We start from the raw sequence: 20205 nt of genomic DNA, 5'->3' as shown, positions 1-20205 counted from the left end.
CCGCTCAGCCGCGGGACCACTGCTGGTTCGCCGCGCCGGTGCAGGGCCAGATCACGAACGGCGTGCCGTCGGCGGTGCCGTGACCCTTCACGTCGAGGCACTTGCCGGACCCGACGTTGACGACCGCGCCACCGGACTGAACCCGCCACTGCTGCGTGGCGGCCCCGGTGCAGCCGTGGATCTGCACCGCCGTGCCGTCGGCCGTCGCACCGCCGGCGGTCTCGAGGCACTTGGTGTCGAAGACCTTGAGCTGGTTCGTCGCCGTCGAGGTCCACGCCTGGTTGCTGCCGTTGTTGCAGCCCCACAGCGCGGGTACGGTGCCGTCGGCCTGGTTCGCCGCCGGGACGTCGGCGCACTTGCCCGACTCCGCGGACTTGAGGATGCCGTCGGTGTCGCCGCGGGCCCACTTCTGGTTGGCGCCCCCGGTGCAGTCCCAGAGCACCAGTGCGGTACCGGGTGCCGTACCGTGCGCGCTCGCGTCGAGGCACCGGCCCGATCCGGCGTTGACGACCGAGCCGTCGGCGCCGACCGTCCACTGCTGCGCGGCGGAGTTGTCGCAGTCGTCGATCCGGACGGGTGCCCCGTTGTCCGCTCCGCCGGTCAGGCACTTGGTGCCGTAGACCGTCAGCTGCCCGGCCGGGGTCGCGGTCCAGCTCTGGTTGGCGCCGCCGGTGCAGTCCCACAGGGCGACGGCGGTGCCGTTGGCCTGGCTCGCCGCCGGAACGTCGGTGCACAGCCCGGACTCCCGGCCTTTGAGGATGCCGCCGAGGTCGCCGTCGGCGTTCGGGGTGACGGAGACGTTGTCGAAGAGGTTCGTCTGGTAGCCGACGACACCCAGGCCGACGAGCCCGGTGGTGAACGCCGTGTCGGTGACCGCGCCGAGCACGACGCCGTCGACGCTCGCGGTGATCCGGTTGCCGCTGAACCCGAGCTTGACCGTGTGCCACGTGTTCAAGCCCAGTGCCGCGCGGGAACCGGAGGCGAGGGTGGTGAGCACGCCACCGCTGCTGTTCTTGGCGATCGACCACGCGCCCGTGTCGGCGACGCGCAGCTGGTAGGCGGCTTGGTGGCTCTGCGGCCGGTTCTGCAGGCCGGCTCGCCCGAGCAGTGTCACCGTGCCGGCCTGCTGCATGTCGAGGTCGGTGCTGACGGTGTAGTTGCTCCAGTGCGGGTCGCCGGCGAGGGTGAAGGCGTCGCTGTCGTCCTGCCACTCGATCGGCCGGACCGGGGCGACCTGCTGCAGGCACTGCCCGCCGCGTCCGGCGGCGCAGGGGCGGACCTCGAACGAGCCCTGCATGTCGGAGAAGTACCTGGCGGCACTGTGCGCGGGGTAGCCGTCGAAGGTCTCGGAGTAGGGCAGGCCCAGCGTTCCCGCCGCGGGACCGGTCGCGGTGCCCTTGCCCTGCCCGGTGGTCGTGGTGACCGTGTAGATCCGGTTCGGCTGCAGGGTCAGCGAGTACTTCCCCGACGACGGGACGACGTCGGCCTGCTTCACGAAGTAGTCGGCGGCGTTCGAGGACCCGAGGTCGGTGGACCAGACGTGCACCGTGCCGCCGCTGAGGTTTCCGGAGACGGTGACGTCGACCGTCTGCGCGGCCGTCGCGCTGGTGGTTTCGTAGATGGTCGAGTAGTCGGTGCCGTTGACGGGTTTCAGGGAGATGTAGCTGCCTCCCGCGCGGTTCCCGCCGAGGTAGCCGCTCGCCGAACCGGTGAGGAACTTCCAGCCGGGCTGGGTGAACTGGGCCACCTGCGCGTTGGCCCACAGGTTCTTCCCGAGCTGGTAGGCGCCGGACCACGGTGTGTTCGCGGTGGCGAGACCGACCGTGCTGTAGGGCAGGTTGGAGTACAGGGCGGCGATGAGGGGCCAGTTCATGAAACCGGTCATCCGGCCGTCGAGGTAGCCCCGGGTGATCGTGCGGATGTACGCGGCCGAGCCGGCGTTGAAGTCCTGCGAGCCGAACTCGCTGGCCCACAACGGTTTCCCGGTGGCGACAGCGTTGGCCGATGACGCGCACGTCGTCGCGTCGGAGAGGTAGCCGCACGGGTAGTGGGAGCCGACGACGCCGACGGCCGCGTCGAACCGGCTGTCGGCGAGCATGTCGTCGGCGGTGTTCCAGCCGGTGTCGTCGCCGACGATCTGCACGGCGCCGTAGCCACGCGCGTTCAGTGCCGAGCGCAGGTTTTCGTACCAGGTCTTGTCGTGCCCGCGTTCGTTCCAGCCGCCGAGGTAGCCGATGGTCAGGCCGTGCTGCTTGGCGCAGTCCAGCCAGGAGATGTCGTAGTCGATCATGTCCTGGGACCAGAAGTTCCCGCCACCGACCCAGCCCGGCGCCGCCCACGGCAGCGCCACCAGCTTGATCGCCGGGTTGCGGGCGACCGCCTGTTCACCGAGCCAGAACTCGTAGCCGGCGTTGCAGTCGATCTCACCGCGCACGTGCTGGTGGCTCGGCTCGGCACCGTCGGTGGAGTTCGCGTCCCCGCCGATCTCGAGCTTCAGCAGCTGCACCGCGGCGCCGTAACCCGGTTTGAACAGGTAATCGAGGAGCTGGGCCCGTTGCGCAGGCGGGTAGTCGATCAGCAGCCGCGAATTCCCGCCACCGCCGCTGATGGCGCCGACGCCGTCGAAGGTGCGCCCGGTGCTGCCGCCGTCGACGGCGATCGTGGTGGTGGCCGCGGCCGCGGGCGTCGCGACGGCTCCCAGCGACGCGGCGGCGAGCAGAGCCGCCGGGAACAGGAGGAAAAGCCGGCGGGGTAGCGTGCCGCGGCGCATGGGAGGTCTCCTTCGGGCTCAGCAGGAAGGGCGCTCGGAGTCGGACATCCGCGGTACCAGCACAGTGCCCGGCCCGACGTGGAGTCAAGGCCCGCCGGCGATCGTGTCTCGTGATTGGTCCGGTCCAGTGCGCCCTCGGCCTCGGCCTGCCTGACGCAGCAAATCCGGTTCCGTGCGGAGCGCCGGCGAGGGAGGATGCCTGCCATGGGCTCGGACTGGTGGTGGACGTTGGCGTTACCCGGCGGAACGCTGACCCCGGCGACGGCCGAACGGCTGCTCGCGCTGGCCGGCGCGGCCGGGCTGTCGCCCCACCGGCCGGGCGGCGGGATCAACGGCTTCGACAACTCCCCGGGCCACGAGGGCGAACATCGGGTGCTGGACCGGGAAGAGCTGGTGCCGGCCCTCGCCACGGGCTCGTGGAGCACCAACTTGTGGACCCGGTCCGAGGCGGACGTCCTCGTGACAACCAGGCCCGGAGCGCACGGCTGGGACTCGGTGACACTGTCGCTCGACTCGGTTCACTGCCGGCGGGAGCCCGATGCCCGGGCCGAACCGTTCCGGGAACTGCACCGGCGGCTCACCGAACTGTGGATCGCCATCGCGGACGAGACCGGCGCGCTGTTCGGCCGCGTCGAGGACGAGTGGTCGCTGGAGCAGATCTGGTCCGAGCTGCCCGATCCGACGCTGCGCGCCACCCCGCCGGCCCCGGGTTCGTGGCCGGACTGGCTGAGCTGGTCGACCTACTTCGGCGCCGAGCGCCACCGGCAGCTGGCACCCCTCCCCGCGGAACTGGGCGCCGGCGTCCGCCGGACTCGCCGCGGCGCAGCGGTCATCGAGCTGCTGACCGACCCGGCCGCCGTCGATCCCGTGCGGTTCGCTCGGCTGCACCGCGAGTACCGGCGGGCCGTCGGAGCCGGCCTTCCGTCGTGATCGTCACTGCCGGGCCGAGTTTTTCCGCTGGTTGGCGGTGAACCGCGCTTTCTTCTGACGGTTCCCGCACGTGTTCATGTCACACCACCGGCGCGTACGGCTTTGGCTGGTGTCGAAGAAAGCGGCTTGGCACGTCGGCGAGGCGCACAAGGCCAGTTTCCCGTCCCGTTCGCCGGCGATGATGCTGATCGCGTCGGCGGCGATCACGCCCAGGGCATCCTCCACAGAGGACGCCGAGCCGAGTTGCCAGCGCCGGTCGCCTTCGGGCGTCAGGATCGCCGCGGCGCGGCCTTGAGCGCTGCGCTCGTTGATGATCCGGACAGCGGACTCGGGAAGCGCGTCCTCGGTGGCGGCCGCGGTGGCGGTGGCGTGGATCGCTTCCCGCAGTTCCCGGGCGAGTTCGAGCTGGGCGGCTGTGCAGGACTGCACGGCGAGGCCGTTCACGTTCAGCCAGTCGACGAGCCGCTCCGGCGTCGGAATGCGCTCCAGGGCGTTGCCCCGACGCTCGGTCAGCGTGCCCGTGAAGCTGGTCGCCAGAACGCTACCCAGCCGGAAGTCGGGGAACCCAGCACGCATGGAACCAGCTTAGCAGGTTGCCCCTCGGCGGCGAGACGTGTTAGAACCGTCTAAGCCGGTTCACACGACGCCAGGAGGTCTCATGCCCGACGTGCACGCATTCGCAGCCCACGCGACCGACGCCGACCTCGACGACCTGCGCGCGCGGCTGGCCGCGGCGCGGCTGCCGGAAGCCGAGACGATCGACCGCGCCGCGTCCGGCCCTCGCCGGTGGGACCAGGGCGTCCCGCTCGCCGACCTCGCCGAAGTCGTGGACTACTGGCGAACCGGGTACGACTGGCGTGCGTTCGAAGCGCGCCTCGACCGGATCGGCCAGTTCCGCACGGTCGTCGACGAGCTGGGAATCCACTTCCTGCACCGCCGGTCCGCGCGCCCGGACGCCACTCCCCTGCTCTTGACCCACGGCTGGCCGGGCAGCGTCGCCGAGTTCGTCGACGTGATCGACGAGCTGGCCGATCCGGAAGACGCGGATGCGCCGGCGTTCCACGTCGTGGCCCCGTCGTTGCCGGGCTTCGGCTACAGCGACAAGCCGGCCACCACCGGCTGGGGCACCGAAAAGATCGCGGCCGCCTGGGTCGAGCTCATGAGGAGGCTGGGCTACGACCGGTTCGCCGCCCACGGCGGCGACTGGGGAGGCGTGATCACGACGATCCTCGGCGGCCGGTTCCCGGAGAGCGTCATCGGCATCCACACCACGACGGCGCAGGCACCGCCCGGGCTGCCCACGGACGGCCTGACGGCGCCGGAACGCAAGTGGGCGCAGGAAACCCGCGACTTCTGGCGCGACCGCGCGGCGTACGCGAAGCAGCAGGCGACGCGGCCGCAGACCATCGGCTACTCGCTCGTCGACTCACCGGTCGGGCTGCTCGCGTGGATCCTCGACAAGTTCGCCGAGTGGACGGACACGTCGAACAGCCCGTTCGAGACGATTTCCCTCGACCGCGTCCTCGACGACGTGACGCTGTATTGGCTGACGCGCACCGGCGCGTCGGCCGCCCGCATCTACTACGAAAGCCACGACTCGCTCGACCCCGCCCTCCGGGTCCACGTCCCGTCGGCGATCAGCGTGTATCCCCGCGACATCGAGAAGTGCCCGCGCCCGTGGGCGCAGGAGCGGTTCCGCCGGATCGTCCGGTGGGGGTCACCCGAGACCGGGGGCCATTTCCCGTCGCTGGAGGTTCCCGGGTTCTTCGTCGAGGATCTGCGAGAGGGGCTCGCGGCGGTGCTGGCCGCCAGTCACTGAACCCGGCGACACGCACGACCCCTTGTGACTACTATGTAGTGTGGGAGATGAGCCGATGACTCGCGACAACGCCAAAGCGGCACCGCCGCCGGGAATGCTTCTCGCCGCCTTGGTTTTGCTCGCAGGTGCCGCCGTCGGAGCAGTGATGGCTGTAAACCACAGCAGTACGCTGTATTTGGTACTCGGAATCGTCCTCTTCATCTTGTGCGCGTTTCTCGGAGTGGTTTTTCTCTACGCCTGGTTCAAGGGCCGGAACCAGACTTGACCAATCAGCCGCAAGCTTGCGGCAGGATCGCCCTGGCCGCGTCGAGCAGGTCGACCTCAGCGGCGCGAACCTGCGGGGCCGAGGCCAGATCCACCATGTCCTGCCAGTAGTAGCCCAGATGCGCGAAGCGGTACTCATCCTCGGTCATCCAGTCTTCCCCGGGCACGATCCCGCGCGCGAGCCCGGCGACCGAGAGCCTGCCCTGCACCAGCTCCTCGGCCAGTTCGCCCAACCACCACCGAACCGCCTCCCGCCCACCGGGGCTCGTGATACCCATGCCCAGCCCTCGCAACCCGGTTTCGCGATAGTCCACCGGCACCGAACCGGGCACTACGTCAACCCTTCCGAATCCAGTTCTCGGCACCACACGACGGGCAGCGCAGCCGATACTCACCACTGACGCCACCGTCATTCGGAAACCATTCGACTTCCAGAAAGTCGTCACCATTCTCTGGGCAACGCACGTTTTCCCGAGCGCCCTCGGTGACGCGCCTGGCCGCCTCAATCCACGCTGAGCGGGCCATCAGCACCCTCCCCCGGAACCAGCTCGGTCTCGGGCCATGACTGTGGCGCGGGGCCGAACGCGCGTCGGGCTGCTCGGACTGCCAGGGCGGCCACGGTGGCGTTGGCGCCACCGCCGATCACCGCGCCGATGCCGAACGGAGCCACCCGGCCGAGCACGATGATGCCCTGCTTGGTGCCGTACTTGGTGATGAAGTTCTTGCCCAGGACGCTGTTGATCTGGCGCAGCGTCGCCGCGGGCACCCTGTTGACGAGCTGGCCGGCCCAATGCCGACCGGTGCGCTCGGCGACCTTTCCGACAATGGTCGAGGAACCCGACTGGCCGAGCAGGATCCCCATGACCAGCGTCCGCCGGCGTTCGATCTCGTCCAGCCGAACGCCGTGGACCTCGGCGACCGAGAGCACGAACAGGGTGCTTAGCTCGAGCGAAGAGAAGGCCTCGCCCGCCGACAGTGCCAGCGCGACCCCGGTGCCGACAGCGGGCGCGGCCGCAGTGGCCCCGACCGCGGCTCCGGTGCCCGCCAGGGCACTGACGTACATCCGCTCCAGGGTGCGAACCACCTCGGCCGGTGTCGCCTCCGGATTGCGCTGACGCGCCCGGGCGATGTTCTTGCGCACCAGCGGTGTCGGCAATCCAATGGCCTTGTCCAGCAGCTCGAGGACCGGCCCGCTCGACGCCGGGACCGGTCGGTCAAGGGCATCAGAGGCCACAGCGAGCTCCTTCGCGTCGTCAAGCCGTCGCCCAGTCTCGCACCCCGTAGCCAGAGCCCATCGATCGCCACGCCCGCCGCGTCACGCCGATCTTCACCGGAACACGAGGGTATGCAATGGCGTCCCGGGCGCGGCCGATGAGCAGGATGATGTGGGAACCCCGACACCTCCCGTCGAGGCGTGAGTTCCCCGGACCCGGCCCGGCTCGAACGGGCTGCCACCCCCACCACGCGACGGGCAGGACGCACCCTTACCCGGGTAGATACGCCTTGGGCGGGCTCCGCGCAAGCGGAGCTCGGAGCACGTGCAGTGGCGACCGAATTGCGCCCTCGCGCTCATGCCGATGAGCGGATGCGTCGTCTTCGAGGTCAGTTTGCCTCGGGATCTTCCAATGTGGGGATCACCGGTGACAAAAGGTGGTCGGCGTGCTCAGTGACCATGCCCCGCGCCAGCCGGAAGACACGGAACTTCAGCATGTGCTCGGTATGCTCGTCGTCGTGGACGTACAGCAGCCCGTATGACCCGGGGGCGAGCTGACCGACCTTGGCGAACAAGTCGACCATCGCTGGTCCGTGCTGCCCGCTGCGATTCGGGTTCCCGCCCAGATGGATGTAGTAGGTGCCATTCATCGGCTGAAGATCCATCAACGCGTAGCCGGCGTGCTCGTCGACCAGGCTTTGGATCTCCCCGAGCCGAAGCGGCGGTTCGTCGTCGAGTGCTTCGGCGGTCGGGCGAAGCGTTATCCACCCGTGGTACTCGAACATGGCGAGAGTCCAAGACGGGTTCTGCCCAGTCCCCGGTCGCGAGGCGGTTCGTGCCGAGGCGTGCCTCCTGCTCTAGGGTGCACACATGATTCTGCGGCGCACCCTGCTCGCGTTGGTGGCCCTGAGCGCGGCGATCGTCACCGGCTGCTCCTCGAACGGCGACGCGTCGCTGCCCGAAGCCGGTGCCCTGCTCAAAGACAGCGCGACGGCCATGGGCGGCGTCACCAGCACGCACTTCACGCTGAAAGTCAACGGCACCGTGCAGGGCCTCAGCGTGCACAGCCTCGACGGTGACCTGACCAAGGCCAACGGCGGTGGCGCGAAGGGCACCGGCACGCTGGAGCTGCTGGGCCAGGTCGTCGACGCCCAGTTCGTCCTGGTGAACGGCTCGCTCTACATCAAGGGACCCACCGGCGGGTTCCAGCAGATCCCCGCGGCGCTGAGCTCCTCGATCTACGACCCGTCCGCGATCCTCGACCCGCAGCGCGGCATCCCGAAGGTGCTGTCCTCGGTCCAGAACCCGAAGACGGACGGGAAGGAAGACGTCGACGGCACGCCGACGTACCGCGTCACCGGAACCGTGCCGAAGGACGCGCTGGCCGCCTTGGTTCCCGGGGTGTCCTCGGACGCGAACGCCACCTTCTGGCTCCGGCAGGACGGCGGCCACCTGCCCGTCAAGGCTTCGCTGGGGTACCCGGGCGGCGCCAGCGTGGACGTCACGCTGTCCGACGTGGACAAGCCGGTCACCATCACCGCGCCGGCGTGACCGGGCTGAACGGCGTGCGCGGCGGCCGCGCGCTCGCGGTCGGCGCCGGCGGTCTCGCCGTGCTGCTCGGCGCCCTGGACACCTACGTCGTGGTCGGCCTGCTGCGGCAGATCATCGACGACCTGAGCGTTCCGGTGAACCGGCTGGAGATCGTCACGCCGGTCATCACCGGCTACCTGCTCGGCTACGTGGCCGCGATGCCGCTGCTCGGCCAGTTCTCCGACCGCTTCGGCCGCAAGCTGCTGCTGCAGGCCTGCCTCGGCGGTTTCCTCGCCGGGTCGGTCGTCACCGCGCTGGCCGGCACGGTGCCACTCCTGGTGGTGGGCCGGGTGATCCAGGGGACCGCCGGGGGCGCGCTGCTCCCGGTCACCCTCGCGCTGGCCGCGGATCTGTGGCCGGGCAACCGCCGCTCCGCCGTGTTGGGGGCGGTCGGCGCCGCGCAGGAGCTCGGCAGCGTGCTCGGGCCGCTCTACGGCATCGGGCTGGCCGCCGCGACCGGCTGGCGCGGCGTGTTCTGGGTGAACGTCCCGCTGACCGTGCTGGCCGCCGTCGCGGTGCAGGTTTCCGTGCGTGGTGGGAAACCCGCCGAGCGGCCGCGCGTGGACCTCGTCGGTGTCCTGCTGCTGGCGCTCACGCTGGCGTTGCTCGTCATCGGCCTGGACAACCCGAACCCAGGCGAGCAGGTACTGCCGTCGTGGGGCGTGCCGTTCCTGATCGGCGCCGGGCTCAGCCTGGCCGCGTTCCTCTGGTGGGAATCGCGCGCCAAGGTCCGGCTCATCGACACGGCGAACGTGTCACTGCGGCCGTTCCTCACCGCGCTCGGGACGAGCGTCGCCGCGGGGGCAGCGTTGATGATCACGCTCGTCGACGTCGACTTGTTCGCGCAGACACTGCTCGGCCGCGACGACGGCGGCAGCGTCGAGCTCCTCCTGAGGTTCCTGGTCGCGCTGCCGGTCGGCGCGCTGCTCGGCGGCCTGCTCGCCACGCGGATCGGCGAACGCTGGATCGCGGGCGCCGGGATGCTGATCGCCGCCGGCGGCTACCTGCTGATGTCCCGCTGGCCCGCCGACGTTCTCGCGGCCAAGTCGGTCCTGGGGCTCCCCCGCCTCGACGTCGACCTGGCGCTGGCCGGACTGGGGCTCGGCCTGGTCATCGCCCCGCTGTCGGCTGTCGCGCTGCGTGCCGTGCCGCGCGCCCAGCACGGCGTCGCGTCGGCCGCGGTCGTGGTCGCGCGGATGACCGGGATGCTGGTCGGCGTCGCCGCCGTGTCGGCGTTCGGCCTGCACTACTTCCACACGTTGACCGCGTCGCTGAACCCACCGCTGCGGATCCTGTTCCCGTCCGCACCGGCCTACGACCGGGCACTCGCCGACTACCTCGGCGCGGTCCGCGAGGCGCTGCTGACGGAATACCGGGCGATCTTCCTGATCACGTCCGTGGTTTGCCTGGCCGGCGCGGCCGTCGCCGTGTCCATCGGCAGCCGGACGCCCCGGGCCGTCGTGAGCGGTGAGCCGGGCCGGTCATCCACGGCACCTTGATCAGGCGTACGAGTCGGTCATCTCACGAAAGCCTGCTGAGAGGCGCGCGTTCCGCTGCTACTTCCTCGCGAGTGCCCAGGGCATGAGTTTCTCGGCGAGCGCCCGGCTGAACGGACGCACCAGGTCTTGCAGCTCGGCGCAGGCGGACTCGCCGATGTGCGCGTAGGGAGTCACGCTGTTCTCGTCGGTCGCTTTCTCGATCTCCGCTCGGCGGGCCGCACCGTCGGGGGTGAACGTCGGGTCGGCGTCGCCGGTGAGCCAGTCCCGCTCACGGAGGCCGGTGATGGCTCCGCTCCAGTCCGCCTCGGACCACGCCCGGGACGTACGCAGGGTATCGGCGGGGACGGCGCCGGATGCGGCGTGGGTGACCAGAGCTTCGACGCCGCTGAGGCCGGCTGTCAGCAGGGCGGCCACGTGGGCGTCGCCGCGGTACTCGCGGAGCAGGGTCTGCGCGTGCCACAGGACCAGGTGGGGTTCGGTGGGCCACGGCAGGGCCGCGTGCGCGGCGAACAGGGGGCGGCCGGTGACGTCGCCGGTGACCGTCTCGGCGGCCGTGCGCAGGAGGGCGGCGGCTCGGCGCATCTCGGGTGAGGTGATCGCGTCGCCCAGGGTGCCGCGCAGGGCCTGATCGGCCGCGGCGTAGCGGGCGGCGATGACCGCGGCCGGGTCGGTCACGGACCAGACGCCGGCGATCGACTCCTCGACGAGGACCGGGTTGAAGTTGTAGAAGGTGGCGACGACGACCGGCGCCGGGACCGCGCCGAGCGCCGCGGACCTCGACGCGAAGTAGCCCGCGCGGCCGCGAAGACCGAGTTCCCCGTACGCGGCAACGGCTTCCGGGGCGAAGTAGATCATTCCGTGGTAAGGCTCGAGCAATCGCCAGGTCCGCCGCGCCGTTTCGATCACCGGGTCAACATACCATCCGGTCGGTACGGCAGGGTGCACGTGGATCACTTCGCGCGTAGGTTCAGCGGGCTCAGTCGACCCGGCGGCGAGCCCCGGAAAGGTGATCACGTGTCGGACGACGACCTGTCCCCCCTGTGGCAGCGGCAGTGGCCCGAGTGCCGTCCGTTCGCCGATGAGCTGAAACTGGCGTACCGCGACCGATGGGTGCGTTTCCACAGCCTGCCCGAATCGCAACGCTATGCCGGCCGTCGGCCTTGGCGACCCGACCTCGTGGACGACTTGCTCCGCGCCGCCGCCGACGACGGAGGCTCCGACGTCCTGCTGCCCGCAATCGGTGAACACGACGACCTGAAACATCGCCACACCGACTGGCTGTCCGTTCACCCTTCGGGCTTCTGAACATCGGGTCGCGCGTCCACAATCGACTCCGGGCGCAGCGGCCACTCCGCGGAGGTCAGGCTGAGCCGGTCGTCGAAGGGGTACCGATCACTTGCGTCCGCCGGCACCGGCCCGCGGACGAAACAGCGGTGGAGCAACAGTTCTCGGCGCTCGTCCAGCGGCTCCGTCTCCTCCTCGGACCACCCCGCGCGAAGCGCCGGAGGATCGGCGCCGATGTCCACCTCGCCGTCCCAGTTGAGGTGCAGGCCGTCCTGGTCGGAGTAGAACCGCGGAAAACTGGTCCCCCACTGGGAGTTCGAACCCCAGCCGTGGGACAGGTCGGAGGTCGGGCGCTGCCCGCGGCGAAAGGTGAAGTACAGCGTCGACGTCGTGGCCACGGTGGCGTCGACGAGGTGCTTCGGGGCCCGCACCCGGACACCGGCGCGGCTGAACAGCAGGTCGCCGAACCACAAGCCCGGCCACAGCACTTCCTCCACGGTCACGGCGGTCGCCGATGGGTCCTGCACCACGGCGGAGATCTCGTGGTGGAACGGGGAAAACGACTCGGCGTGCTCGAACGGCGTCAGTCCGATGGCCGAGAAGAACTCCGCGTGCTCGCCTTGGCCGCCGAACCGCTCGATCAGGTAGTCGCTGACCCGGCTGAGCCCGTACAGCTTCATGATCCGCCACAGCTGCTCGTCGTCGCCGGCGGCAGGCACCGGTTCCCGCTTGCGGAGCGATTCCAACGCGGCCAGGTGGTCGGCTGCCTCCGACCGCTGGTCGCCCAGGTACGCCCGGCAGTCGTCGTGCTCGAGCAAGCCTTCGTACAGCCGGCGGAAGTACCACCAGTCGAGTTCCACGGCGTGATCATGACCCAGCCCGCCCACGACCGCAACGACGTTCTGGCGAGCGGAATTGCGTTGGCCGAAGCTCCATGATCGGGAACTATCGCCGGAATGGACATCGATCCGCCGGCCGCGCCAGCACGGCGGCGGGTCTTCGCCGACACCGTACGCGCGCTGGCCGGTTCCCCGCAGCTGTCCGCTCTGCTCGCGTGGATAGGCGACAACGCGGAATCTTCCTCGGCGTCACCATCGGCGTACTGGTCGTGCTGGCCGCGGTCTTCGCACTGCTGCAGGTGGCACCTGCCGCCGGCGAAGCGGTCGATGTCATCGCAACGGTACTGATGGTGGCCGGAGGTGTTGCGCTTGTCGGCGCGTTGATCGTTCTCCTGCGCCGTCGCAAAACATGACCGAAGCCCCAGCATGAAGGAGCACGGCGGTGAGCGCGGCCAGCGGGCTCAGGTCGGCTCCTGGCGCAAGGCGGCCGCCATCCATTCCTGGACCGCCGCCGTCTTGTCCGGGTCCGGCTTGGGGGTTCCGTTGATCGTCGCGACGAGCGTGGTGTACCTGACCATCAAGTTCGTCCCGGTCAGCTGGGCGCGCCTCTGCGCCGATCTCGTCCGGTCGAATTCGGCCATGGTGCGGCGGGACTTTTCGATGTCGTGGTCACCCGTCATGGCCGCGACGAAAGCGGCCGAGTCGGCCACCATCCGCTCGGCGATGTCCCGGGCCTGCGCGGAGTCCGCCGGGACGCCTGCCTGCTGCGCCGCCTGCGCCTCCAGGTAGAGGAGCCGCCGCCGCTCGGCGCGGGCCAGCATCTCCGGCGTGGCCATCAGCTTGCCCTGTTCGGTGCCGAAAGCCCGGTGGAAGTGGGCCCGCAGCTCCGTGCGGAACCCGTCGTCCTGCACGATCTCGGCGAGTTCGATCCACGCCTCGAGCTGCTCGGTGGACGGCTCTTCCGGCAGGTGCGGCCGCCGGTTGTGCAGCCGTTCCAGGTAGCCGGGGTGGACGTCCAGACCGTCGGTCACGAAGTCCCAGAACCGGCTGATGAGCTCGTCGCGGTCGTCGTCGGACATCGACACGAGCTTGTGCATCAAGCTCACCTGTTCCGTGGTGGTGTGCTGCCGCACGATGGTCCGCAGCACCGCTCGGCGCGCGCGGAACTGCCGCAGCTGGTCCTCGACCAGCCGCAGGTGCCTGACGGCCAGGTCCTGCAGCGTGCTCTCCTCGGCCAGCACCCGGCGGATGTCGGCCAGACCGGCGCCGAGGTCGCGCAGGGTGCGCACGAGTTCGAGCCGGGCGATGGCGTGCACGTCGTACTGCCGGAAGCCGCCTTCGGTGAGACCGGTGGGCGTCACGACGCCTTCGTCGGCGTAGAACCGGATCGCGCTCACACTCAGACCGGTGCGGCGGGCGACATCGCCGATGGGATAGAGCTCGTTCATACCCGCCACTATGCGATCTCGACCGGCTTGAGAGTCAAGGCGGCCGGTTCCTGGAAGCCACCGATCCGCTGTTCGAGCAGTTCCGCGAGCCGCAGCGGGGTGCGGTCCTCGAACGCCGGGCCGATGAGCTGCACCCCGACGGGCAGCCCCTCGGGAGACCGCCCCGCGGGGATGGCCGTGGCGGGCAACCCGGGCATGGTGGCCAAGCCCGCCCAGACGAGCTGGTCGAAGTACGGGTACTCGACGCCGTCGATGTCGGTGCGGCGCTCCAGTGGATTGGGGTGGTGGTCGTGCGGGAACGCCGGCGTCGGCGTGATCGGGCAGACCACCGCGTCGAACTCGGCGAACAGCTGCCGCCAGCCGTGGCGGTGGGCCTCACGGCTGTTGTTCGCCTCCAGCCATTGGCGGTGGCTGAAGTCCAGGGCGCGCACCCGCACCGCGTCGAGACTTTCGTCGTCCGCGCTGAGGGTCGGCAGCTGCTCGATCGGGAAACGCGCGATCGAGCCCGAAATCAGCAGCTTCATGTACAGCGCCGCGGCTTCGGCGAGATCGGGCAGCAGCGGACTGTGCCGTTCGACGCGCGCGCCGCCGTCGGCGAGCGCGGTGGCCACCCGGTTGACGCCCGCCCGGACGGCGGCGCTGGTCGGGATGAGCGGGTGCTCGTCGAGGACCAGAACCCGGAAGTCGGCGAGCCGCTCGTGGCGGGCCGGCGGAAGTGCCAAGCGGTGCGCCTTGCCGAACGTCAGCGGGTCCGGCCCGGCCATGACGTCGAGCAGGAGCGTGAGATCGCGGGCACTGCGCGCCATCGGGCCGACGACGGCGAGGTCGAGGTCGACCGGCAGGGCCGGCTCGGACGGCGCGACCATGCCGCGAACGGCCACCAGCCCGAGCGTCGGCTTGTGCGCGTAGACGCCGCAGAAGTGTGCGGGGGTGCGCAGCGAGCCGGCGAGGTCGGAGCCGATGGACAGTGCGCCGAACCCGGACGCCAGGGCCGCCGCCGACCCGCCGGACGACCCGCCCGAGGTCCGGCCGGGATCCCACGGGTTGGCGGTGGTCCCGTAGATCTCGTTGAAGCTCTGGATGTCCTGCAGTCCCAACGGGACATTGGTCTTGCCGAGCACCACCGCGCCCGCGGCCTTGAGCCGCGACACCTGCACCGCGTCCTCGGCCGGCACGTGGTCCCGATGCGGGGGCATGCCCCAGGTCGTGGGCAGCCCGGCGACGTCGTAGGACTCCTTGACCGTCACCGGAACGCCGAGCAGCGGCCGGTCCGCACCCCGCGCGCGGGCCTGGTCGGCCTGGCGCGCGGCGGCGCGTGCCCGGTCGAAATCCGGTACGCAGATCGCGTTGACCACCACGTCGTCGCGCTCGATGCGGGCGATCGCCTCATCGGTCAGTTCCACTGAAGTCACCGCACCGGCGCGCAACGCGGAAACGAGTTCTTCGGCCGTCTGATAGCTCCATTTCATGAATGCGAAGCTATCGAGACGCCATTGCGGGCACGAAATCCGGATTCGCGCAACGAAGGTCACCCGGGGCGCCGTAGGCCGACTCCACCTCATAAGCCATGAAATGCCGCGTCGCGCAATGGGATGCAAGTCTCCCCGGCGGGCCGCGAGATGGGCTTCTAATCCACCGACGCCGACGGCGGCAGCACCCTGCGGAACAGCCGCGCGATCCGGTCGAGGTCGACGTCCGCGGCCAGCTCGGCCTCGTCCGGCAGCTCGTCCACCGAACGCTCGATTCCGAACAACAGGCGCGGGAGCGTCGGGTGGACGACGAGGCCGATCAGCTCGTTCGCCGCCGCGTCGGCCTCGTCGGTCGCCAGCCCCCACGCCGCCGCCAGGTGGGCCGCGAGCTCGCGGGCCGTGGTCCCGAAGAGGACGTCGTAGAGGCCTGCCGCCAGGTCCGGCAGCCGGTCGGCCTCGGCGATGCCCAGCCGGAGCATCCGGGCGACCGACGACCACCGCACCAGCTGCAGGAAGCGCCCGCAGTAGCGCACGACCGCGTCCGCCGGGTGGTCGGCGTACTCGGCGGGCGTGCGCATCCGCGCTCCGAACAGGGCGCGGACGCGCTCGACGACCGCGAGGAACAGCTCGTCCTTGGTCGGGAAGTGCGCGTACAGCGACCGCTTCGACGTTTCCGCGCGCGCGGCGATCGCGTCCATGGTGGTCCGCTCGAAGCCGTCCTCCAGGAACGCGAGCTTCGCCGTGTCGAGGATGTGCTCGCGCAGCGCTTCCCCGCGTCTCGCCATGGCGTCCACCTCAAAGTATACGGTACAGTCGAGTTTACTTCTGGTCCTCGTCGTTCGGAGTCATCATCCATGATCGTGATCACCGCTCCCACCGGGCAGATCGGCAGCAAGCTCGTCCCCGCGGTGCTGCGGCACAGTGAGCCGGTCCGCCTCATCGTCCGGGACCCCGGCAAGCTGCCCGCCGAAGTGCGGGAGCGAGCCGAGGTCGTCGTCGGGTCGCACCGCGATCGCGACGTCCTGGAGCACGCCCTCGACGGCGCCGACGCGCTGTTCTGGCTCATGCCGGCGGCCCCGACCGCGAGCAGTCCGTACGAGGCGTACGTCAGCGCGTCCATCCCGGGCGCCGACGCCGTCGTACGCCACGCGGTCCCGCGGGTCGTGGTCATCTCCGCGCTCGGGCGCGGGTCGCAGATCTACGCCGGGCACATCTCCGCGTCGCACGCGATGGAAGACCTCTTCCGCAGCACCGGGGCGCACGTGCGCGCCCTGGAACTGCCCAGCTTCATGGACAACATCCTCCGGCAGGTGGCCTCGATCCGGAACGGCGTCGTCTCGGGCACGATCCCGCCCGATTTCACCATGCCGTGGATCGCGACGAAGGACATCGCGGCGCTCGCCGCCGGCTACCTGCTCGACCACACGTGGACCGGGCAGGACCCGGTCGAAGTCCTCGGCGGCGAGGACCTCTCGTACCGGGACATCGCCGGAATCCTGAGCGACGTCCTCGGCTCGCCCGTCCGGTACGAGGCCGGGGAACGCGCTGCCGTCGAACAGTTCCTCGTCGGCCGGGGGTTCTCCGAGGCGATGGCCCGGTCCGTGGTGGACATGGACCGGGCCGGCGAACGCGGCATCAACAACGCGATCCCCCGCACCGCCGAGAACACCACGCAGACCACCTTCCGCGCGTTCGCCGAGGAAGCCATCGCACCGGTTCTCGTTTAGCGAGCGGTGATCCGGCCGTTGCGGATCGCCGAGCGCAGCAGGAACGCCGCGGCGACGAGGCAGGACAGGATGCCGGCCACCCCGGCTTCCGGGCCGAAGGAGCCGCCGGTCAGCGCCGGCGGCCCGGACAACGCGGTGTGGACCAGGCCGCCGAACTCGCTCGACTTGCCCGACACCGCCGTGCCGACCCCCGCTTCGGCGACGTTCCAGGCGAAGTGGACGCCGATCGGCATCCAGAGCGCGCGGGTGGCGATGTAGGCGGCGGTGAGCAGGATGCCGCCTTGCAGAACGATGGCGGTGGCGCCCCACAGCATCGCGCCCGTGCCGGTTTCGGAGGTTCCGGCGAGGTGCACCGCGCCGAAGAGCACCGCGGAAATCGCCAGGGCGGGCCAGGTCCCGAACCGCTCTTCGGCGATGCGGAAGAGCACGCCGCGGAACACGACTTCTTCCGTCACCGCCACGCAGGCCATGACGCCGAGCGTCGCCAGGAACTTCCAGGAGTCGCCTTCCGTGACCTGCCAGCCGCCGAAGACGAGGATGATCAGCATCGTCGCCAGGAAGGCTCCGGCGCCGACGGCGATTCCGCCCAGCAGCCCGGGCAGCGCCCGGTCGCGCGCGAGCTCCGGCACGGATCGCCGGTGTTCGACGAGCTTGCTCAGCCGTGCGTAGCAGAACAGCGTGGCACCGCCGACGGCCACACCGACGACGAGGTCGACGACGCTGAAGCCGTTCAAGGCCACGGTCAGCTGTTGCGCGACGACCATCACGACCAGCATCGCGGCCAGCAGCAACGGAAAGCGCCACCGGCGCGACCAGGGTGCCGGGCGGCCGGTGGTCGTGTCGTCGGCTGGGGAAGTCATGTCGGGTGATCCCTTCGGTTCCGGACAATGCGGGGGTTGCCGGAAAAGCTAGAAGGGACGGCGGCCACGCGATTCCCCCTTCCGAGGACATCGGCGGGTAGCTCGCACGGGGGATACTAGGCTCTGCGCCATGCCGACGACGTGGGTCAGCAAGCGGCTGGGGGCGGTCGGGAACCGGTGGCGGGGCTGGGACGCCGCGGTCGTGGACCGGGGGATCGCCGTGGTGTTCACCGTGCTGGCGTTCGTGCCGGCGCTGGCCACCATGGGCGCGGAGTTCGGCGACCTGCCGCGGCGGCCCGCCGACCTCTTTTCGGTGGTGCTCGTGCTGGCGCAGACCGTGCCGCTCGCTGTGCGCCGCACCCGGCCCGCAACGTGCCTGGCGATCACGGGCCTCGCCTTCGCGGTCCACGAGTCGCTCGCCTACCAGCCGCAGTTCAGCACCGTGACCGTGTACCTGGCGCTGTATTCCGCCGGCGCGTACCTGGAGCGGTTCCGGCGGACCACGGCCGGCCTGGCGACGGCCGCGTACGTCGTGCTCTGCGTCGTCTTGACCGTCCTCGGCTCCCCCGACCGCCTGACCGAGTTTTCGGTCTTCTCCCTGATCTTCGTCATGTTCTGGGTGCTGGGCGCCTTCGTCCGGCACCGGCGGGCGGAAGAGTCCGAACGGCGCCGGTCGGCGGCGACCGCCGCGGCCGCCGCGGAACGGGCGCGCATCGCGCGGGAGCTGCACGACGTGATCACCCACCACGTCACCGCCATCGTCGTGCAGGCCGACGCCACGCAGTTCCTGGTCGGCTCACCGGACCGCGTCACCAAGGCGCTCACGGCGATGGGCGCGACCGGCCGGCAGGCGCTCGCCGAGCTGCGCCACCAGCTCGACGTCCTGGAAGCCACGGGCGAGTCCGCGCCGCGGCCGTCGGTCCAGGGCACCGTGCGGGACCTGGTGGAGCGCACGCGCGCGAGCGGACAACCCGTCGAACTGGCCGAAACGGGCGATCCGCCGCCCCTCCCCCTCGACGTCTCCCTGGCCGTCTACCGGGTGGTGCAGGAGGGCCTGACGAACGCCGTCAAGTACGCCGCCGGGCAGCCGACCGAGGTGCGGACCGCCTACCTGGACGGCCGCGTCGAGGTCGAGGTCACCAACTCCGCCGCGCCGGTCCCGGTCTCGGTGGGGGTCCGGCGGGAGCTCGCCGGCGGGCGCGGCCTGACGGGGTTGCGGGCACGGGTCTCGGCGCTCGGCGGCGAGCTGACGGCCGGTGCGCGGCCGGACGGCCGGTTCCGGCTGCGCGCGGTGGTCCCGATCGCCGGTGGCGCATGACCATCCGCGTGCTGATCTGCGAAGACCAGGAACTCGTCCGCACGGGTTATGCCACGGTTTTCGGGGCCCAGCCGGACATGGAGGTGGTCGGCGAAGCCGCCGACGGCGAGGCGGCGCTCGAAGCGAGCGAGCGCCTGAGCCCGGACGTCGTCGTCATGGACATCCACTTGCCGGGCCCGGACGGCATCGCGGTGACCCGGCGGATCGCGCGGCCCGGCGCCACCCGGCCGCCGAAGGTGCTCGTGGTGACGGCGTTCAACACCGACGAGTACGTCTACGAAGCGTTGCGCGCCGGGGCGAGCGGGTTCCTGCTCAAGGATTCCCCGGTGACCGAGCTGGTGAACGGGATCCGCACGATCGCCCGGGGTGAGTCGCTGCTGGCCCCGGCGGTGACGCGAAACCTCATCGGCCGTTTCGCCACCCGCGTCCGGCCGGCGGCGCAGGACAGCCGAGCACCGGCGATCCTGTCCCCGCGCGAGCGCGAGGTGCTGCGGTTGATCGCGAAAGGCTTGTCCAACACGGAGATCGCCGAGGAGCTGGGGCTCGGCTTCGAAACGGTGAAGACGTACGTTTCCAGCATTCTGACCAAATTGGACTTGCGGGACCGGGTGCAAGCGGTCGTGTTCGCTTACCGGACGGGCTTTGTCAGCAGTGAGGGGTACTAGAGGCTCGTCCAGCAGAACATGAGCTCCCCGGCTTCCCGAGCGCGTCGCGCGAGTCCGACCATCGACTCGATGAACTCCTGTGCGTGCGCGACGTCGACGTCGTGTTCTTCGATCCGTGCCCACTCCTGCGCCACGCGAGGCAGATCGTCGGCTTGGGCCAGCGCATCGCGGACCGAGGTGTCCAGTTCGGTCACCCAGGGGCCCTCGAAGTCGGCGTCTTCTTCCCCACCGGCCGGCCACACCAGGCGGTCGTCCACGAGGTCCGAACTCCACGGCACCTGCCGGATCGCGGCGACCATCTGGCCCAGCACGACGGTCGGATCGACGCCCTTCGCTTCGACGCCGTCGAACGCGGTACCGACCGGCGTGGACCCGTCATCGGCATCCAGCACTCGTCGCACGGCGTCGGCATCGGGTGCGCGGAAGTAGTCGAACAGCGGCATGCGACGGATTATGTCGGTACGGCGCCATCCGCGTCAGGCCGACCCGGGGTGGATGCCGTAGCCAGGA

The 20205-nt window shown here is 70.4% G+C and carries 22 protein-coding genes; 10 read left to right on the top strand and 12 right to left on the bottom strand.

What is annotated here, in order from left to right; genetic code table 11:
• Positions 1 to 4: 4 nt before the first annotated feature.
• Positions 5 to 2770: a ricin-type beta-trefoil lectin domain protein gene (locus tag ACIRSS_RS07420; RefSeq protein WP_400891727.1), complete on the bottom strand. Its 2766-nt coding sequence runs from the start codon at positions 2768 to 2770 to the stop codon at positions 5 to 7.
• Positions 2771 to 2974: 204 nt separating this feature from the next.
• Between ACIRSS_RS07420 and ACIRSS_RS07415 the strand changes: the two genes are divergently transcribed.
• Complete coding sequence (locus tag ACIRSS_RS07415) at positions 2975 to 3700, top strand: hypothetical protein (protein WP_400891725.1); 726 nt, start codon at positions 2975 to 2977, stop codon at positions 3698 to 3700.
• A gap of 3 nt (positions 3701 to 3703) precedes the next feature.
• On the opposite strand, the gene ACIRSS_RS07410 is transcribed toward ACIRSS_RS07415, so the two are convergent.
• Positions 3704 to 4276, bottom strand: coding sequence for a CGNR zinc finger domain-containing protein (locus ACIRSS_RS07410; RefSeq protein WP_400891724.1), 573 nt, complete (start codon positions 4274 to 4276; stop codon positions 3704 to 3706).
• Between the two features lie 82 nt (positions 4277 to 4358).
• Between ACIRSS_RS07410 and ACIRSS_RS07405 the strand changes: the two genes are divergently transcribed.
• Together ACIRSS_RS07405 and ACIRSS_RS07400 are read left to right on the top strand one after the other, a co-directional pair.
• Entirely contained in the window at positions 4359 to 5519 is a 1161-nt protein-coding gene (locus ACIRSS_RS07405) for an epoxide hydrolase family protein (RefSeq protein ID WP_400891722.1), read from the top strand.
• A gap of 55 nt (positions 5520 to 5574) precedes the next feature.
• On the top strand, positions 5575 to 5784 hold the full coding sequence (locus ACIRSS_RS07400) for a hypothetical protein (RefSeq protein ID WP_400891720.1): 210 nt from the start codon (positions 5575 to 5577) through the stop codon (positions 5782 to 5784).
• 4 nt (positions 5785 to 5788) lie between these two features.
• Here the strand turns inward: ACIRSS_RS07400 and ACIRSS_RS07395 are convergent, their stop codons facing one another.
• The 3 genes from ACIRSS_RS07395 to ACIRSS_RS07385 form a co-directional block, all read right to left on the bottom strand.
• Positions 5789 to 6115, bottom strand: coding sequence for a hypothetical protein (locus ACIRSS_RS07395; RefSeq protein WP_400891717.1), 327 nt, complete (start codon positions 6113 to 6115; stop codon positions 5789 to 5791).
• A 170-nt stretch (positions 6116 to 6285) separates the two neighbouring features.
• On the bottom strand, positions 6286 to 7017 hold the full coding sequence (locus tag ACIRSS_RS07390; RefSeq protein WP_400891715.1) for a hypothetical protein: 732 nt from the start codon (positions 7015 to 7017) through the stop codon (positions 6286 to 6288).
• 368 nt (positions 7018 to 7385) lie between these two features.
• Positions 7386 to 7781, bottom strand: a complete 396-nt coding sequence (locus ACIRSS_RS07385) for an Imm7 family immunity protein (RefSeq protein ID WP_400891712.1) — start codon at positions 7779 to 7781, stop codon at positions 7386 to 7388.
• Between the two features lie 85 nt (positions 7782 to 7866).
• Between ACIRSS_RS07385 and ACIRSS_RS07380 the strand changes: the two genes are divergently transcribed.
• Both ACIRSS_RS07380 and ACIRSS_RS07375 read left to right on the top strand, forming a co-directional pair.
• Positions 7867 to 8547, top strand: a complete 681-nt coding sequence (locus tag ACIRSS_RS07380) for an LppX_LprAFG lipoprotein (protein ID WP_400891710.1) — start codon at positions 7867 to 7869, stop codon at positions 8545 to 8547.
• Complete coding sequence (locus ACIRSS_RS07375; protein WP_400891708.1) at positions 8544 to 10085, top strand: MFS transporter; 1542 nt, start codon at positions 8544 to 8546, stop codon at positions 10083 to 10085. Before ACIRSS_RS07380 ends, ACIRSS_RS07375 begins: the two co-directional genes overlap by 4 nt.
• A 57-nt stretch (positions 10086 to 10142) precedes the next feature.
• Here ACIRSS_RS07375 and ACIRSS_RS07370 read toward each other — a convergent pair whose 3' ends face one another.
• Positions 10143 to 10991 (bottom strand): hypothetical protein, encoded by an 849-nt coding sequence (locus ACIRSS_RS07370; RefSeq protein ID WP_400891706.1) that lies wholly within the window; start codon positions 10989 to 10991, stop codon positions 10143 to 10145.
• Between the two features lie 108 nt (positions 10992 to 11099).
• Here ACIRSS_RS07370 and ACIRSS_RS07365 point away from each other — a divergent pair, with 108 nt between their 5' ends.
• Complete coding sequence (locus ACIRSS_RS07365) at positions 11100 to 11390, top strand: hypothetical protein (protein WP_400891704.1); 291 nt, start codon at positions 11100 to 11102, stop codon at positions 11388 to 11390.
• On the opposite strand, the gene ACIRSS_RS07360 is transcribed toward ACIRSS_RS07365, so the two are convergent.
• Positions 11372 to 12229 carry a hypothetical protein gene (locus tag ACIRSS_RS07360; RefSeq protein ID WP_400891702.1) on the bottom strand — a complete coding sequence of 286 codons (858 nt, stop codon included), beginning with the start codon at positions 12227 to 12229 and terminating at the stop codon, positions 11372 to 11374. The two genes, ACIRSS_RS07365 and ACIRSS_RS07360, sit on opposite strands and share 19 nt — an antisense overlap.
• 194 nt (positions 12230 to 12423) lie before the next feature.
• Here ACIRSS_RS07360 and ACIRSS_RS07355 point away from each other — a divergent pair, with 194 nt between their 5' ends.
• On the top strand, positions 12424 to 12621 hold the full coding sequence (locus ACIRSS_RS07355) for an LPXTG cell wall anchor domain-containing protein (RefSeq protein ID WP_400891700.1): 198 nt from the start codon (positions 12424 to 12426) through the stop codon (positions 12619 to 12621).
• Between the two features lie 48 nt (positions 12622 to 12669).
• Here ACIRSS_RS07355 and ACIRSS_RS07350 read toward each other — a convergent pair whose 3' ends face one another.
• From ACIRSS_RS07350 to ACIRSS_RS07340, 3 genes are all read right to left on the bottom strand, one after another.
• Positions 12670 to 13656 (bottom strand): MerR family transcriptional regulator, encoded by a 987-nt coding sequence (locus ACIRSS_RS07350; RefSeq protein ID WP_400891699.1) that lies wholly within the window; start codon positions 13654 to 13656, stop codon positions 12670 to 12672.
• Positions 13657 to 13664: 8 nt separating this feature from the next.
• Positions 13665 to 15125, bottom strand: coding sequence for an amidase (locus ACIRSS_RS07345; RefSeq protein ID WP_400891697.1), 1461 nt, complete (start codon positions 15123 to 15125; stop codon positions 13665 to 13667).
• A 158-nt stretch (positions 15126 to 15283) separates the two neighbouring features.
• Positions 15284 to 15910, bottom strand: coding sequence for a TetR/AcrR family transcriptional regulator (locus ACIRSS_RS07340; protein WP_400891694.1), 627 nt, complete (start codon positions 15908 to 15910; stop codon positions 15284 to 15286).
• A gap of 69 nt (positions 15911 to 15979) precedes the next feature.
• Here ACIRSS_RS07340 and ACIRSS_RS07335 point away from each other — a divergent pair, with 69 nt between their 5' ends.
• Positions 15980 to 16852 (top strand): NAD(P)H-binding protein, encoded by an 873-nt coding sequence (locus tag ACIRSS_RS07335; RefSeq protein ID WP_400891692.1) that lies wholly within the window; start codon positions 15980 to 15982, stop codon positions 16850 to 16852.
• On the opposite strand, the gene ACIRSS_RS07330 is transcribed toward ACIRSS_RS07335, so the two are convergent.
• A complete protein-coding gene (locus tag ACIRSS_RS07330; RefSeq protein ID WP_400891690.1) occupies positions 16849 to 17712 on the bottom strand; it encodes a lysostaphin resistance A-like protein in 864 nt (287 codons plus the stop codon). The two genes, ACIRSS_RS07335 and ACIRSS_RS07330, sit on opposite strands and share 4 nt — an antisense overlap.
• 130 nt (positions 17713 to 17842) lie before the next feature.
• Here ACIRSS_RS07330 and ACIRSS_RS07325 point away from each other — a divergent pair, with 130 nt between their 5' ends.
• Both ACIRSS_RS07325 and ACIRSS_RS07320 read left to right on the top strand, forming a co-directional pair.
• Positions 17843 to 19030, top strand: a complete 1188-nt coding sequence (locus ACIRSS_RS07325) for a sensor histidine kinase (protein WP_400891687.1) — start codon at positions 17843 to 17845, stop codon at positions 19028 to 19030.
• The gene (locus tag ACIRSS_RS07320) at positions 19027 to 19695 is read left to right on the top strand and encodes a response regulator (protein ID WP_400891685.1); all 669 of its coding nucleotides are present in this window, start codon (positions 19027 to 19029) and stop codon (positions 19693 to 19695) included. Before ACIRSS_RS07325 ends, ACIRSS_RS07320 begins: the two co-directional genes overlap by 4 nt.
• Here the strand turns inward: ACIRSS_RS07320 and ACIRSS_RS07315 are convergent.
• A complete protein-coding gene (locus tag ACIRSS_RS07315; protein WP_400891683.1) occupies positions 19692 to 20138 on the bottom strand; it encodes a hypothetical protein in 447 nt (148 codons plus the stop codon). The genes ACIRSS_RS07320 and ACIRSS_RS07315 overlap by 4 nt on opposite strands.
• Positions 20139 to 20205 lie beyond the last annotated feature (67 nt).

Origin of the sequence: Amycolatopsis sp. NPDC101161, assembly GCF_044768185.1 — a bacterium.
Lineage (GTDB): Bacteria > Actinomycetota > Actinomycetes > Mycobacteriales > Pseudonocardiaceae > Amycolatopsis.
The sequence above is the reverse complement of the archived record's forward strand: the minus strand, read 5'-3'. Positions and strand labels throughout refer to the sequence as shown.